The following is a 16,180-nucleotide window of genomic DNA, read 5'->3' as shown; positions in this document are numbered from 1 at the left end:
ACGGGGTGATCACATTGGAAGTGCAACATGCAGGGCGCAAGAAAACAATCGCTGTAATCGCAGGCGTGTTTCTCGGGCTGCTGATATTATTCACCTTGTTCAGCAATACGTTAATGTCGTTAACCTTGCCGAAGGTAGCGCTTGTCACGGTGAGCCGCGGCGTGCTGAGTCATGAATTTCAGAGCATTGGCGTTCTGAAATGGAAAGCGGAGACTGAAGTAAGCAGTACCTCTGGCTGGAAAGTGAAGAAGGTGGCGGTCAAGAAAGGCGATGTGGTGCAAAAAGGACAGACGCTGATCACTTATGACAGCAAGGACATCAAACTGCAGATTCAGGATGAACAAGGAAGCCTCGCCAAATTAAAGCTGTCCACGGGCGGTTTGCAATATGCCTTAATGGAGGCTATGCAAGGTGGGGATAAAAAAATAATCAATGACGCAACAACCGCCTATAAAAGTCATGAGATTGATATCGAGACCCAGCAGCGGCACATTCAGAAACTGCAGGACAGCCTAAAGGAGAATTCGAAGCTGGTCGCCCCCTTTGCGGGAATAGTAACCAAAGTTAACGCAATGGAAGGTTTTCCTTCAAGCGGACCGGATGTGATGATTTCTAATCGGGATCTGGGCTTGATGTTAGAGCTATCATTGCCAGCTCCGGCAGTTGCCCTGCTCAAGGCCGGGGATGAGCTGGATGTGCAAGTGAATGGCAAGGAAGCCAAACAAATGAAGGGGCAGATCGAGAGCATTCAGGATGGTGATCCTGTGAATTCAGATATCGGGGAAAGTGCGACTGGGAATTCCACGGTTCCCATGAGGAAGCTCATCCTCTCCATTCAAGACCCTGCTGCTAAGGAAGGTGATATAGCTCAGGTTGATCTGACCCAAACGCTGGAGGATGTGGTGCTTGTACCGAATGTTGCCATTCATGATGAAGGTGGCAAGAAATATGTATTTGGCATTGAGCAAAAGGACGGACCGCTCGGCAACGCCTTTTATGTTCGTAAAGTTTATATCACGGTTGATGATGCCAATGCGTCGTTATCTGCCGTCACCGGCGGGCTGTTTGATCAGGAATCTATCATTATAGAGAGCAGTGAACCCTTGCAGGAGGGCAACAAGATTCGTATGTAGACATTCTGGAACAACATGTTTTGGTAGTCACCGTACCACCCGTTGAACGGGTGGTACGGTGACTTATTTTTTTCTGGAATTATGTCTTATCAAATGGGGGATAATGTAATTTTAGTAGATTTTGGTATAGTAGAGCAGGCATCAGCCCAGAGGATGTGGATCGGATCTTCGTCGCTTTTATCGTGCAATAAATCACGTACACGCGGTCAGGGAGGACACGGTCTGTGCTTGCGATTGCGATGTGGATTGTCGAGGCGCATCATGGTCGGATTGCTTTGTTAAGCGAAGAAGGCAGGGGAGTACATTTTAGTGTAGATATTCCTGTAAATAAATAACATTTCGATTAATTTCGATTTTCGAATGACCTGAGTGGATGACTGTTATATAATAACGGAAAAACTTAGAACAGATGGAGTAGATATAATGAATTTTAGTAAGTCCAATGATTCCAATTTGAATCAAGACGGTCCAAACAAAGGGGAACGCTTCTCACAAGCCGGATTCATTATGGCTGCCATTGGCAGCTCGGTCGGTCTGGGCAACATGTGGAAGTTTCCTTATATTACGGGAGAGAACGGGGGCGCTGCCTTTTTCCTGCTCTTTATCGTTTGTCTCTTGTTGATTGGTCTGCCCGTATTGCTGGCCGAACTTGCGATTGGCCGCAGCGGCAGAGGAAGCGCAGCAACGGCTTTTATTAAAGCAGGTGGACAAAAGGGATGGCTTGCGGCTGGATTGCTACAAGTACTGACGCCGTTTATCATTCTTTCCTTTTATGTCATCATTGCAGGCTGGACGCTGCAATATGCAGTGACGTCCTTCAGCGGTACATTGTATAACAATACCGACTTTGCCGGACAATTCGGTAATTTTGTGGGCGGTTATATGCCTTTGGTGTGGCAAGTGGTTGCAGTCCTGATCACAGGCCTGATCGTAGTCAAAGGAGTCTCCAACGGCATTGAGAGGTTTAACAAGATCCTTATACCGGCGATGCTGGTGCTGCTTGTGATTCTGATGATTCGTGCGGTAACTTTACCGGGAGCTGGAGCGGGAGTATCCTTTTTCCTGAACCCCGACTTCTCACAGCTTACGACCGAATCTGCCCTGGTTGCGCTTGGACATGCCTTCTTCTCCCTGTCGCTTGGTATGGGTATTCTCGTGACATACGGTTCATATGTTGATAAAAATCAATCGCTCGGTGCAGCAACCGTTGCTGTCGGCGCGGGTGATCTGATTTATGCGTTCATTGCCGGTCTGATCATATTCCCAACGACATTCTCCTTCGGGATTGCACCGGATCAGGGTCCGTCGTTGATATTTGTAGCACTGCCTGCTGCGTTCTCGGCCATGCCGCTCGGATTCCTGTTCGGCGGATTGTTCTTCGTGCTTCTGGCGATAGCGGCATTAACTTCAGCTGTATCCTTGCTGGAGGTTCCGGTGAAGTATTTCATGGAGCGATTGTCCTGGAGCCGTAGTCGTGCGGTATGGGTCATTTCACTTGCTGTCTTCCTCGTGGGTCTTCCTTCGGCACTTTCCTTGGGGTTGATGCCTGATCTGAAAATTGGCTCCAAAAATGTGTTTGACTGGATGGATTTTGTGGCGTCCAACATCATGCTTCCCGTTGGTGGATTGCTGGTTACTATTTTTGCCGGATACTTCTGGAAAAAGGCTGCCGAAGCATCCGGCCTGCGTGCAGGATGGTTCCGGGTATGGCTGTTCATGTTGCGTTACGTAGCGCCTATCCTGGTGCTTCTGGTTCTGCTGCACACCTCCGGTATTATTCACTTCTAAACGGTTGGGAATGGAAATGAAGAAGTAAGGTACTGTGCAGATTTGCCATTGATAAAACCTCTTGGAAGAAATGCAAAAGCCCTTGTGTTCCCTCGTCAATTTTGGGACAATACAGAGTAGAGGTTTTTTGGGTAGGACCGATGAGCCATATGCTTTTTTGCGAAAAGAGGACAATAACATGATTAAATCATCCATATATGGATTAACATTAGAGCAATTACGTACCTGGCTGCCGGAGCATGGGCAGAAGAAATCCCGTGCTTCCCGCATCTGGGAATGGTTATATCAGGAACGTGTGAACGATTTTACCGAGATGACGGATGTCCGTCAGGAATGTCTGGATGTTATTTCCGAACATTTTACAATGAACTCGCTGAGTGAACATGTGAAGCAGGAATCAGCAGACGGCACGGTGAAATTTCTGCTGCGTATGCAGGACGGCAATCTGATTGAAACCGTCTTAATGCGACAAAAATACGGTCTCACTGTATGTGTAACCACTCAAGTAGGATGTAACATTGGCTGCAGCTTCTGCGCGAGCGGGCTGATCAAGAAGAGCCGTGATCTGTCCGGTGGCGAAATTGTAGAACAGATTATACATGTACAACAGTATCTTGATGCAGCTGGCCAAGGCGAGCGGGTAACTAATGTGGTCGTGATGGGAATTGGCGAGCCGTTTGACAATTTCCAGAACATGACGGACTTCATCGAAGTGATTAAGGATCGTAAAGGATTGGCGCTTGCGGCCAAGCGGATCACCGTATCCACGAGCGGGCTGCCTGACAAGATCAAGGAATTCGCCGACAGTAATCTGCAAGTCAATTTGGCGATTTCGCTGCATGCACCGAATAATGAACTGCGTACACAGATTATGAAGATCAACCGCGCCTTCCCGATTGAGCAATTGATGGACGCGGTGGATTATTACCTGACGACAACGAACAAACGCATTATGTTTGAATATATTTTGCTTCGGGACGTCAACGATCAGCGGGAGCATGCCGCCGAACTGGCTGAACTACTTTCGAGCCGGAAGAGCATGGTCAGCGTCAATCTGATTCCGTACAATCCGGTGGATGAGCATAGCCAGTATCAGCGGAGTACCGAAGAGTCCATTCTGGGCTTTTATGATACTTTGAAAAAGAATAATATCAACGCCACTGTTCGCATGGAGCATGGTACCGATATCGATGCCGCCTGCGGACAACTGCGTAGTAAACAGATGAAAAATAATGCCGATGAATCGCAGCCAGGTCGTCTGGCTTTGGGATAAAGAGGTGAGAGAAGAAGTCAGGTTAACGCCTGACTTCTTTGTCATGATCATGCTAATTAACGCTCCTAAGTGGAGCGCTCCTAACGAACACACCACACCTTATTGTGGCAAATTACATGAATTAGAAATGCTAACGAATCTCAGCCACTTTATTACGGTAAAAACCGCAGAAAAAGGTGCATTGTAGGCTGCAAAACAGTAAATAAGCTGTATACGATTCATTACATTCTCAAAATGGCTGAATCTCCCATAAGATAACACTTGCTGGGTTCCTTAGAACCCAAAAAGAGCATCCAAAGTCTTGTTCTTGACCTTTGAGGATGCTCTTTGTTCTTTTTGTAGTTATTTCAGTTTTTTGGTCATCAGCAGATGAGGAATGCCATCTTCCATAAATACGTCCGAGGCAGCTGTGTATCCGAGACGTTCGTAGAACCCGGAGGCTTGTACCTGTGCGTGCAGCTTGGCTTTCTCCAGCCCTTGGTCGAGGGCCATCTGTTCCAGCTTATCGATTAGTACACGACCGAGGCCATGTTTACGGAAATCGAGCATCACACAGATTCGCTCCAATTTGGCAACATTTTCGACTACACGCAGTCTGGAAGAGGCAGCTGGCGCACCGTCCACGTAAAGAAGGATATGACGAGCTTCTGTATCCAGTGCATCGTAAGCGTCGAATTCATCCTCCGCAGGCACCCCTTGCTCTTCAACAAAGATGGCGGTACGTATGGCGAAGCAGGCGTCGAGCAAATCTTGGCGATTAGCTTCAACAATAGTTGTATTCATGAAATTTTCCCCTTTAGTCAATAGTAATCCTATCCTGACATGGTAAACTGGTACATAGTATGAACGTGTACCTGTCCCATGTGTTATCATGGTTAAAATTTGAACTGATTCAATTTAGTTATATCATCAATTATGTTGCGAATGCAACAATTATAGATGGAGAGTGGATACATTGACTGAAAAAAAAGAAGTGCTGCGTGAAATTGGCATGATTGCCCGCTGTCTGGATTCAATCAGCAACGTGGAATTCCAGCATCTAAACCTGTCTCGTGGACAGTATTTGTATCTTTATCGCATATGCGAGAATCCCGGCATTATTCCCAACCAGCTGGCTGAACTAATCAAAGTCGACCGTACCACGGCAGCCAGAGCTATCAGCAAACTGGAAGCGGACGGATTTATTGTCAAACAATCCGCATTAGATAATAAGAAGAATAAGCTGTTATATCCGACAGAGGCTGGTCTTGAAGCCTGGGAGTTTATCCGCAGAGAAGGAGTTCACTCGGACCAGGTGACGCTTCAAGGCTTGACGGAAGAGGAGATTGAGACAGCCGTGAACCTCTTGCGCCGAATGCGTCATAATATCGAGGTGGATTGGAAATTCGTCAAAAAAGGCGGCCGCCGGCCTTATATGGATCAATCTGAATAAATCCTATCTCTGTCCTTGATTGCTATAATCCATTTCATTTACACCTGAGTGTCCTATTATACGTATGGCTTCTTTGAAGCATGTCGATAAACGCTTTTCTTAGTAAATTCACAGAAAGTGATGCTATACTTCTTCTCATCAGGAATAACCCATTCATTATGGAGGGGGGGACAACGATCATGAACAAAGCAGCCGTAAAGAAGAAATCGTATATACCGAAGAAAGACCGTAAATGGTTATTGCTCAGTCTGGTGGTGACAGCAGTTATTTTGGCTTACGGCCTGTGGAGTATGCTGCATCTATATAACAGTACGACGAACTGGAACGACCACCACATCAGCGAGGCTTATAAGGGTTATGGCTCTCAGGCCCAGATATTGCTCTTTATCGTGCTGGCTTATTACGTGATCCTGTTTGTGATGAAACGTAAATGGCTTGACGCCTGGGCGCAAATCAGGAAACTAGCTATAAAGCTGCTGGGCATAGCCCGTCGTGTACACGTCCCGATAGCCATTGTTGCAATGGGATTGATTGCCCTTCATGTGATTGGAGCTTTTTTGTTTAACTTCAAGCTGGATTTTAATCATATTACGGGATTGCTCGCTGGGATTGCTCTGCTTCCTGTTCCGATTGCCGGGATTTTCCGTTACAAGAAGCTAGATCGGCAGTGGCATCTGAGATCGGGTCTCGCTTTTGCTGTATTGTTCCTGATCCATGCTTTTCTATAAAAAAGAAGTACAGTGAAGCGCCAAGATGGTGCTCGCTGTACTTTTTTGGTTTTAGGTTTGCCGAGGTTGAATCAAGCAAGGGTTCCAACTATAGCTTCCAAAGGTGTATAATCTTTCAGGCTGAATAGGAGAGCTGAACTTCATCCTAGGACCGGAGGGGTACGCAATGAACGAACGTGGATCTGATTTTTACGAAGATGAAGCTAATTTTGAGAAGTATATGGAACGCCGGCAGTGGCAGGAAAATGCCAATGATACGTTGGAGAAGCCTGTGATGCTGGAGCTGATCGGAGACGTTGGGGGCAAGAGCATATTGGATCTCGGCTGTGGGGATGCGAGGTTCGGAGCAGAACTGCTGGGTCCTGGCAACCTTGGTGGGAGTTACACAGGAATTGAAGGTTCAGTGAATATGATTCAGGCTGCCAATGAAACGATAAAGGGCCAGAACGCACAGATTGAGCAAGCTTATATGGAAGACTGGAGCTATCCCGCGGATACATATGATCTGGTCATTTCCAGACTGGCGATTCATTATATTGAAGATGTGAATAGCTTGTTCCGCAAGATATACCACACGTTAAAAGAGAATGGCAATTTCGTATTTTCGGTAGAACATCCTGTGATTACGTCGACGTTACAGCCTTCGGGGACCCGAACCAACTGGGTGGTTGATCAGTATTTTGTGGAGGGATTCCGGGAGCAGCAATGGCTTGGAGGTACGGTGAAAAAAATGCATCGCTCCATTGAATCCTACTATATGGCATTACAGCAGGCAGGATTTCAAGTACAGCAGCTGCGGGAATCGACGCCTCAGCGTCCGTATTTTGTGAACGAGGAGACGTACCTGCGCAGACAGCGCATTCCGTTGTTTTTATTCCTGTCTGCCCGCAAATAATACACAGAAGACTGTGGATAATTCATAAGATAACCAAACAGCCCAAAAACCTGTCCACATGTGGATAAGAGTTTGGGCTGCTTCGACTGTTCTGACTGTGAATAGATAAATTGAACTAAAGAATATTTACACTTGCCACTCCGATGACAGAACAACCTTCCGATCGCTGTTATCCCCAGATTTCTTTGATTCCCTTCTCTAAAGGGAAAATCCGGTGATAAAGGCGAACGCTCCGCATCTTCAGGTTATTTCTGTCCTCTCCGTTATCGTGTAAATGTTTAGTTCAATTTATATAGATACAGAATATTATTTTTCCGATGCTCTTACATAGACACGTTCTCCATGCCGATCCACATCCACAGGGGATTCAAAAAAGTTACTCAGTACGTCTCTGTTCATCAACTCGCTGGTTAATCCGCTATTCACGATCTCGCCCCGACGAAGCAGCAGGCTGTGACTGAACACAGGCAATATTTCCTCCGTATGATGAGTTACATAGATGAGCGAAGGGGTATCCGGCTTCTGCGTCAGCTCGTTGATACTTTCCAGCAGCCGCTCTCTGGAGAACAAATCAAGCCCATTGCAGGGTTCGTCCAGAATGAGAACACGGGGGTTAGCCATCAGGGCTCTGGCGATGAGCAGCTTCTGCTTCTCCCCCTGGGAACAGGTGCGATATTCGCGATCCCACAAATGCTGACAGCCGAGCGTACCCATCAATTCCCGTGCTTGATCCAGATCCTCGTCTGACAGTTTATCGTAGAGTCCGATGGTGGCGTGTTTGCCGCTGATGACAACATACTGTGTGCGATCGGTACCATATAATTTCTCCTGAAGGGAGGAGCTGACCCAGCCGATCGACTTCCGCAGCTCGCGCAGATCTACATCCCCATAACGGTGTCCAAGCACGGATATCGTACCTTCTGTCGGCCAGAGATATCCGGTGATCATGTTCAGGAGGGTGGTTTTGCCGGAACCATTCAGGCCAAGCAGTGCCCAATGTTCGCCTTCGTTTACACGCCAGCTGACATCGTTCAGCAGGGTGATCGGTCCCCTTTTCCAAGTAACATGTTGTACATCAATGATCATGCGTTTTTCCTTCCTTCTGTTAGCCTCTGTCTCAATTATCCTGATCTTATTGTAGTCACAAAATGACTGACGTTTCAATGCATATTAGGCGTTTCGTGGCCGATCCCGGCGCAGGAATACAGCACACACCCCGAGCAGCGGCAAAAAAGAACACAGCTTGATGACGAATGAAATGCTGGTCACATCAATCAGGGAACCGAGCACAACCGATCCAAGTCCTGCCATACCAAATGACAGACCGAAGAACAATCCCGATACCGTCCCAATATGACGCGGCAGCAATTCCTGCGCATACACTATGATGACGCTGAATCCTGACATCAGAATCAGTCCGATGATGCCGCACAGCACCATAGATAGAGCAGGTCCCGCATAAGGCAGCAATAGTGAAAATGGTGCAGTACCCGCAATGGAGAACCAGATCATCGGTTTACGTCCATAACGGTCAGCCAATGGGCCGCCGAGCAAGGTGCCAACCATGCCTGCAAATTGCAGAACGAACAAGCAGATCTGAGCTTGCGAAAGAGGCAGGTTATACGCATCGGCGTAATAAAAAGCATAGTACCCGGTCATGCCAGCAATATATACGAATTTGGAAAACAGCAGCAGGATGAGAATACCCATTGTAAAAGCGATAGATCCCCGACTTACAGGCTGGACAGCAGGCTGTACAATGCCGTTTGCCTGTACAGGCTGTTGCTGACGGCTGCGATTGTCCGCCAATTTGTCTCTATACCAGCGGCTAACGGAAGACTGGATAAAGATCCCGATCAGGGCAAAGGCCATCAGCCACAGAAAACTAAGCTGCCCATGCGGGAGCAGGATAAAGGCAACGAGCAATGGGGCGAGAGCCTGACCGGTATTACCACCGACCTGGAAGATGGACTGTGCCATTCCGCGACCGCGACCAGCGGCCAGATGGGCGACACGTGAGGATTCGGGATGAATAATGGATGAGCCTATGCCGATCAATGCTGCGGAGACAAGCAGCATCCATAACTCGGAAGACAAGGCAAAGCCGAGAACACCAATCAGGGAGAATAACATGCCGCCGGGCAGCAGGATCGGCATCGGCTTGCGATCAGACATATAACCGACCAGCGGCTGAAGGACCGATGCGGTAATATTCAATGTGAAGGCAATCCAGCCCATCTGGGCGAAACTGAGCTGCATGGTTTGCTGGAACAGCGGGAAAGCAGACGGAACAACGGTCTGCATCGCATCATTCAGCAGAAGGCGAAGCTGACCCCGGCAAGCGCCCAATTGGCGGAGTGATTGATTTGCATTTTGCTTACAGCGGCTTGAGCCACGGGAGATCACCTCGAATTATTTTTTACCATGATAAAAGATACAGGCCGCTATTGTCTTTGTGAAAAGTGCTTGGAAAGTGAGCACGATTTGCTATAATGTCAGCAGGTGAGGAAACGATGGAATTAAACATGATGCTGAATGGATTGGAATTGTGGAAAGCTTCTGGCGGATTCGCCAATGAACCCCATGTGCACGATGACTGGTATCAGGTAACGATGCCTGTAAAAGGCGAGTGTCATCTGGTGCAGGAACAGCAGACATATCCTCTGCAAGCAGGATTGGGGATTATTGCCCATCCCCGGATGGAGCACTTTTTCGAGATTGGTGCGGATTCCGCGGTTATCGTTATCAAGTTTCGCAATCCGCCAGTTGGCGGCTTGGAGGATTCAGATCAACAAGGAGCGCAGACTGAGTTTCGGACCACACAAACCTTCGATCCGGCTGAGATCAGCAGACTGTTTCGAGGCTGGAACGCCATTTTGCTGGACGATGCGCCCGAACCATTGCAGATACAGGAAACGGAGCTTGCGGTAGAGACATATCTTGGACGGATGCTGTCTGCTCAACCAAATGGGAGTAATCTGAAGCTGGCAAACACAGGAATGGGTGGGGTAGTGAGTGCGGGCGGGAGCCTGGTTTACGGGCAGCTTCAGAATCTGCTTCAGCGAACAAGCGGCAACGGCGGCGCGTTCATCGACCCCCATCTACGGCGCGTGCTGGAGTATATACACAGTGACTATACAAGTCCAATGGACATCGAATCCATGGCGGCGGTTGCGCACCAGAGCAGATATCATTTTATGCGTTCCTTTAAGGCACTGACAGGTTCAACGCCGTATCAGTACGTGCTGAATTTGCGTGTGGAGGAAGCGACCCGACGACTGCGCCATACAACAGATTCGGTGACCACCATCAGCTTTGGGTTGGGGTTCTCCAATGTCAGTCAATTCTACAGGGCGTTTCAGCGAGTGACAGGTGTAACACCGATGGAGTATCGGAACCAGATGTAGAAATCCGAAGACGTTGGGCTATAAGTACACGTTTCAAAAATAAAACAATCCTGCGCTGCGCCAGAACGCTGGCGGAGGAAGGCGTGAAGCTGAACGCGATTTGTCGCAGGGCAGGACTGAGTCTGGATCAGGATGGTTCGTACAGTTATTATGTCAGCGAGCAGATTGTGAGTGACTCGTTCATGGGCGTGGCACCGCTACTGCTGGCTGCGCTGGAAATGGAGGAATTGCTATGAACAAACCTCTGTCACAAGGAGCGAATCTGGATCTGTACCGGAATGGTTACCGGGTTGCTGCGGACGGTAGTGGCGATTTTCCCACTATTCAGGCTGCGATTGATGCGATTCCGGTCGACTGCACTGAAAAGTATACGATTCGTATAAAGCCAGGCACCTATGTTGAAAAACTGCACATCGAGAAGCCGATGGTCCACCTCGTTGGTGCGGGAGCCGATCAGACCATCATCACGTATGATGATTACGCGCTCAAGAAGTTCCCGAACGGGGAGTTGTATCATACCTTTCATTCCTACACGGTCTTTATCGGTGAAGATGATTTTACCGCAGAAGGGCTTTCTTTCGTAAACTCGGCTGGACCTGGTGGTGAGGTTGGTCAGGCATTGGCCGTCTACGTGGATGGGGATCGGGCAGCCTTCCGGCATTGCCGATTTATAGGTCACCAGGACACGATCTTTACCGGGCCGCTGCCTGAGCAGCCGATGGACCGGAGTTTCTTCGGGGGGCCACGTGACGGGGCGGAGCGGCGGAAGCTGCGCCAATATTATGAGGACTGTTACATCGAGGGCGATGTGGATTTTATTTTTGGCTCGGCTACGGCGGTGTTCCAGGGGTGTGAGATCTTTGCAAAGAACCGTTTATCCGACTCAGCGGCGGCGGAGGGAGATGTGAACGGCTGGATTACCGCTGCCTCTACACCCGAGGATGTACGTTATGGCTATGTGTTTATCGATTGTGACCTAACCAGCAATGCCCCCGCCCAGTCCGTATATCTGGGCAGACCGTGGCGTAATCATGCCAAAGTCTGCTTCCTGAACTGTTGGATGGGCGCACATGTGAAGCAGGAGGGCTGGCACAATTGGAACAAGACCGATGCGGAAGCGACGGTTGCGTACGTTGAATATCATAGTGCGGGGCCTGGGGCCGGAAGTGTGATGGGGAGAGTTCCATGGGCGAAAATACTCAGTGAGCAGGAAGCGGCCGAATACACTGTGCCTGTTATTTTATCCGGCGAGGATGGGTGGCAGCCTTTCGAAGGTATGCTGTCATTTGAACAGCTTCCTCGAAATTAAAATAAACGTGGTAATACATCCGTTACTTTAAAATAAAAAAAGGCCGTCTATCACGTCTCTTAATGACGTGGTAGGCGGCCTTTTTGTGCGGTATATTACATTTTTCGCCCCCCATAGAAATAATTTATCCCTTAACTCAATTGCATTTTACTGATTAAATACAGGGTGAGGATCTGTAAATTCCCTGTAAAATTTGGTTGATGCCTGCAAAAAGAGAAAACGAGAGGGAAGGTCCATTTTGATAAGGAAAGGGAGTGAAGCGACGCTCATCGTAAGACGGTTTTACATGCTCTATAGATCGCGGATCACATGTAAGTGCACCAGTGAAGCATGGTTTGCAAGGTGAAAATAACCTGAATACAGGAGGGATTTTGCTTGAATCAAGCTGTTCGATTCCGCCCGGTCATTACATTCGCTTTGGCATTTATTCTGATTATTACGTGGTTTGCACCAAGAGCAGACGCCGCTGCCCAGTGGCAGGCAGGCACCGCATACAAAAAAGGAGATCTAGTAACCTATTTAAATAAAGATTATGAATGTATTCAGCCCCATACGGCTTTGACCGGATGGGAGCCCTCAAATGTGCCTGCATTGTGGAAATACGTCGGGGAAGGTACTGGAGGGGGGACTCCAACTCCGGATACGACACCACCTTCCGTTCCTGCAGGTTTAACCTCATCCTTCGTCACGGATACATCGGTCAATCTTACCTGGAACGCATCCACGGACAATGTGGGTGTAACCGGATATGAAGTGTACCGGAACGGTACTCTCGCGGCGAACACTTCAACAACTACGGCTGTAGTAACAGGACTGACGGCCGGCACCACATATGTTTTTACAGTCAAAGCAAAAGATGCGGCAGGCAATCTTTCCGCTGCAAGTACCTCACTCAGCGTTACGACTCCCACCGGACCTTCGAATCCTGGGCCAACCGGCAGTAAATGGCTGATCGGCTACTGGCACAATTTCGACAATGGCTCTACCAATATTAAACTTCGCAACGTGTCAACAGCCTATGACGTTATTAATGTCTCCTTTGCCGAGCCAATCTCACCCGGCAGCGGAACGCTTACTTTTACGCCGTATAACGCTACGGTAGAAGAGTTCAAGTCGGATATTGCATACCTTCAGAGCCAAGGGAAAAAGGTACTGATTTCTATGGGAGGAGCCAATGGCACAATTGAGCTCACGGATGCGACCAAGAGACAACAGTTCGAGGATTCTCTAAAATCCATTATTTCGACTTACGGATTCAATGGCCTCGACATCGATCTTGAAGGAAGCTCCTTGTCTCTAAATGCGGGGGATACCGATTTCCGTAGTCCGACGACTCCGAAGATCGTTAACCTGATTAACGGCGTGAAAGCGCTTAAATCACATTTCGGTGCCAATTTCGTTCTAACTGCTGCACCGGAAACGGCCTACGTTCAGGGCGGATATCTGAACTATGGTGGTCCTTGGGGAGCGTATCTTCCAGTGATTCATGCCTTGCGCAATGACCTGACCCTACTGCATGTGCAGCACTATAACACCGGTTCGATGGTGGGGCTGGATGGGCGCTCTTACGCTCAAGGGACAGCCGATTTCCATGTCGCCATGGCCGAAATGCTGCTTCAAGGCTTTAACGTAGGCGGAAGCTCTGGTCCATTCTTTAGTCCTTTGCGACCGGACCAGATTGCGATTGGTGTACCTGCTTCCCAGCAGGCGGCTGGAGGCGGCTATACGGCGCCAGCTGAGCTGCAAAAGGCATTGAATTATCTGATCAAAGGAGTATCATACGGCGGTTCCTATACATTGCGCCAGCCTGCGGGCTATGCCGGTCTCAAGGGCATTATGACCTGGTCAATCAACTGGGACGCGTATACGAATAACCAGTTCTCGAACGCACATCGTCCATTCCTGAATGGACTTAGCACGCAAAAGACAGAGGAGGTTGTGTATTAAATGATAAATTTAAATAAACACACTGCTTTTAAGAAGACTGCAAAGTTTTTCCTTGGTCTTTCCCTGCTTTTATCCGTTATTGTTCCTTCTTTTGCACTCCAACCTGCTACGGCCGAAGCAGCAGATTCTTATAAAATTGTTGGTTACTATCCGTCCTGGGCTGCGTATGGCAGAAACTATAATGTAGCCGATATCGATCCGACCAAAGTGACGCATATCAACTATGCGTTTGCCGATATTTGCTGGAACGGCATTCATGGAAATCCAGACCCTTCAGGACCCAATCCTGTAACCTGGACCTGCCAGAATGAAAAAAGCCAAACGATCAATGTTCCGAACGGAACGATTGTGCTCGGCGATCCATGGATCGATACGGGCAAGACCTTTGCAGGGGATACGTGGGATCAGCCCATTGCAGGCAATATCAATCAGCTGAACAAGCTGAAACAAACCAATCCTAACCTGAAAACCATTATCTCCGTCGGAGGATGGACGTGGTCCAACCGCTTCTCTGATGTAGCTGCGACTGCTGCAACTCGAGAGGTCTTTGCGAACTCTGCCGTCGACTTCCTGCGGAAGTACAATTTTGACGGGGTAGATCTGGACTGGGAGTACCCGGTATCCGGCGGACTTGATGGTAACAGCAAACGTCCTGAAGATAAGCAAAACTACACATTACTCCTGAGCAAAATCCGTGAAAAACTCGATGCAGCGGGAGCTGTGGACGGCAAGAAGTATCTGCTTACGATTGCAAGCGGTGCGTCTGCGACCTATGCTGCCAATACGGAGCTTGCAAAAATTGCTGCCATCGTCGACTGGATTAACATTATGACATACGATTTTAACGGGGCTTGGCAGAAAATCAGCGCACATAATGCGCCATTGAACTATGATCCTGCGGCTTCAGCCGCTGGCGTGCCAGATGCCAATACATTTAATGTGGCTGCCGGAGCACAAGGGCATCTGGATGCAGGCGTACCGGCTGCTAAACTCGTGCTTGGTGTTCCATTCTACGGCCGTGGCTGGGATGGATGTGCACAGGCAGGCAACGGCCAGTATCAGACGTGCACGGGTGGTTCTTCCGTTGGAACATGGGAAGCAGGCTCCTTTGACTTCTATGATCTGGAAGCCAATTACATCAACAAAAACGGATACACACGTTACTGGAATGACACGGCCAAAGTGCCATATCTCTATAATGCGTCCAACAAACGCTTTATCAGTTATGACGATGCAGAGTCCGTTGGATATAAAACGGCTTATATCAAGAGCAAAGGGCTCGGCGGAGCGATGTTCTGGGAGCTCAGCGGTGACCGTAACAAAACACTCCAAAACAAACTGAAAGCCGATCTGCCTACCGGAGGTACAGTGCCACCAGTAGATACGACGGCACCAAGCGTACCAGGGAATGCCCGTTCGACAGGCGTGACGGCAAACTCGGTGACGCTGGCATGGAATGCTTCAACAGATAATGTAGGCGTGACAGGCTATAACGTCTATAATGGCACTAATCTTGCGACAACAGTAACCGGAACGACCGCAACGATCAGCGGACTTACAGCGGGTACGTCATATACCTTCACGGTAAAAGCAAAAGATGCGGCAGGTAATCTGTCTGCAGCCAGTAATGCAGTAACCGTAAGCACAACAGCTCAGCCGGGAGGCGATACACAAGCGCCAACTGCACCGACAAACCTTGCTTCCACCGCGCAAACGTCCTCCAGCATAACGCTTAGCTGGACGGCATCCACAGATAACGTGGGTGTAACGGGTTATGACGTTTACAACGGGACAACACTGGCGACAACAGTAACCGGAACGACGGCAACAATCAGCGGGCTTGCGGCCGATACCTCGTATACGTTTACAGTAAAAGCAAAGGACGCAGCAGGCAATGTGTCTGCTGCGAGCAACTCGGTGAGCGTGAAAACCTCGGCAGGAACGACGAATCCCGGCGTTTCCGCTTGGCAGGCCAACACAGCTTACACTGCAGGACAACTGGTCACATATAACGGTAAGACTTATAAATGTTTGCAGCCCCACACGTCCTTGACAGGTTGGGAACCATCCAATGTGCCTGCCTTGTGGCAGCTTCAATAGTTAAAATTTTAATTACAACATTTTGAATTGAAACGGGTATTAGACAAGAAAAACCACCGATCTTTGATCCGGTGGTTTTTCGCTCATATGAATGAAATTCTCGCCGTGGTTAGTATCCGGAAATTTGTCTGGAACGTTGTGATACCAAGGAGTTTCTGCTTTGCTAAT

Annotated in this window: 14 protein-coding genes and 1 pseudogene; 12 read left to right on the top strand and 3 right to left on the bottom strand. The window is 48.7% G+C overall.

Translation table 11 applies throughout. The features are described 5' to 3' along the window. The first annotated feature begins 20 nt into the window (after nt 1-20). The 4 genes from QP794_RS10095 to QP794_RS10080 all read left to right on the top strand — a co-directional run bounded on the left by QP794_RS10095 (nt 21) and on the right by QP794_RS10080 (nt 4,381). A complete protein-coding gene (locus tag QP794_RS10095; protein WP_285076488.1) occupies nt 21-1,133 on the top strand; it encodes an efflux RND transporter periplasmic adaptor subunit in 1,113 nt (370 codons plus the stop codon). Nucleotides 1,134-1,556: 423 nt separating this feature from the next. Continuing rightward, entirely contained in the window at nt 1,557-2,921 is a 1,365-nt protein-coding gene (locus QP794_RS10090; RefSeq protein ID WP_285076114.1) for a sodium-dependent transporter, read from the top strand. 178 nt (nt 2,922-3,099) lie between these two features. After that, on the top strand, nt 3,100-4,194 hold the full coding sequence (rlmN, locus tag QP794_RS10085; RefSeq protein ID WP_285076112.1) for a dual-specificity RNA methyltransferase RlmN: 1,095 nt from the start codon (nt 3,100-3,102) through the stop codon (nt 4,192-4,194). 4 nt (nt 4,195-4,198) lie between these two features. Beyond that, nucleotides 4,199-4,381 carry a hypothetical protein gene (locus QP794_RS10080; protein WP_285076110.1) on the top strand — a complete coding sequence of 61 codons (183 nt, stop codon included), beginning with the start codon at nt 4,199-4,201 and terminating at the stop codon, nt 4,379-4,381. A 155-nt stretch (nt 4,382-4,536) separates the two neighbouring features. Here QP794_RS10080 and QP794_RS10075 read toward each other — a convergent pair whose 3' ends face one another. Continuing rightward, nucleotides 4,537-4,977, bottom strand: a complete 441-nt coding sequence (locus QP794_RS10075) for a GNAT family N-acetyltransferase (protein WP_285076108.1) — start codon at nt 4,975-4,977, stop codon at nt 4,537-4,539. A 208-nt stretch (nt 4,978-5,185) separates the two neighbouring features. Here QP794_RS10075 and QP794_RS10070 point away from each other — a divergent pair, with 208 nt between their 5' ends. From QP794_RS10070 to QP794_RS10060, 3 genes are all read left to right on the top strand, one after another. Then, the gene (locus tag QP794_RS10070) at nt 5,186-5,626 is read left to right on the top strand and encodes a MarR family winged helix-turn-helix transcriptional regulator (RefSeq protein ID WP_285076487.1); all 441 of its coding nucleotides are present in this window, start codon (nt 5,186-5,188) and stop codon (nt 5,624-5,626) included. 179 nt (nt 5,627-5,805) lie between these two features. Beyond that, nucleotides 5,806-6,354 (top strand): hypothetical protein, encoded by a 549-nt coding sequence (locus QP794_RS10065; RefSeq protein ID WP_285076106.1) that lies wholly within the window; start codon nt 5,806-5,808, stop codon nt 6,352-6,354. Between the two features lie 166 nt (nt 6,355-6,520). Then, nucleotides 6,521-7,249, top strand: coding sequence for a class I SAM-dependent DNA methyltransferase (locus tag QP794_RS10060; RefSeq protein WP_285076104.1), 729 nt, complete (start codon nt 6,521-6,523; stop codon nt 7,247-7,249). 306 nt (nt 7,250-7,555) lie between these two features. Here QP794_RS10060 and QP794_RS10055 read toward each other — a convergent pair whose 3' ends face one another. Then, nucleotides 7,556-8,335: an ABC transporter ATP-binding protein gene (locus tag QP794_RS10055; protein ID WP_285076102.1), complete on the bottom strand. Its 780-nt coding sequence runs from the start codon at nt 8,333-8,335 to the stop codon at nt 7,556-7,558. Between the two features lie 84 nt (nt 8,336-8,419). After that, nucleotides 8,420-9,621 (bottom strand): annotated as a pseudogene (locus QP794_RS10050) (MFS transporter). Between the two features lie 141 nt (nt 9,622-9,762). Between QP794_RS10050 and QP794_RS10045 the strand changes: the two are divergent. The 5 genes from QP794_RS10045 to QP794_RS10025 all read left to right on the top strand — a co-directional run bounded on the left by QP794_RS10045 (nt 9,763) and on the right by QP794_RS10025 (nt 16,012). Beyond that, nucleotides 9,763-10,656, top strand: a complete 894-nt coding sequence (locus tag QP794_RS10045; protein ID WP_285076100.1) for a helix-turn-helix domain-containing protein — start codon at nt 9,763-9,765, stop codon at nt 10,654-10,656. 83 nt (nt 10,657-10,739) lie between these two features. Continuing rightward, the gene (locus QP794_RS10040) at nt 10,740-10,892 is read left to right on the top strand and encodes a hypothetical protein (protein WP_285076098.1); all 153 of its coding nucleotides are present in this window, start codon (nt 10,740-10,742) and stop codon (nt 10,890-10,892) included. Then, a complete protein-coding gene (locus QP794_RS10035; RefSeq protein WP_285076097.1) occupies nt 10,889-11,965 on the top strand; it encodes a pectinesterase family protein in 1,077 nt (358 codons plus the stop codon). Before QP794_RS10040 ends, QP794_RS10035 begins: the two co-directional genes overlap by 4 nt. Before the next feature lie 375 nt (nt 11,966-12,340). Next, a complete protein-coding gene (locus QP794_RS10030; RefSeq protein WP_285076095.1) occupies nt 12,341-13,912 on the top strand; it encodes a chitinase in 1,572 nt (523 codons plus the stop codon). Beyond that, entirely contained in the window at nt 13,913-16,012 is a 2,100-nt protein-coding gene (locus QP794_RS10025) for a glycosyl hydrolase family 18 protein (RefSeq protein WP_285076093.1), read from the top strand. Nucleotides 16,013-16,180: the final 168 nt, after the last annotated feature.

Source organism: Paenibacillus sp. UMB7766-LJ446, from assembly GCF_030226665.1.
Classification (GTDB): domain Bacteria; phylum Bacillota; class Bacilli; order Paenibacillales; family Paenibacillaceae; genus Paenibacillus; species Paenibacillus vandeheii.
The sequence above is the reverse complement of the archived record's forward strand: the minus strand, read 5'-3'. Positions and strand labels throughout refer to the sequence as shown.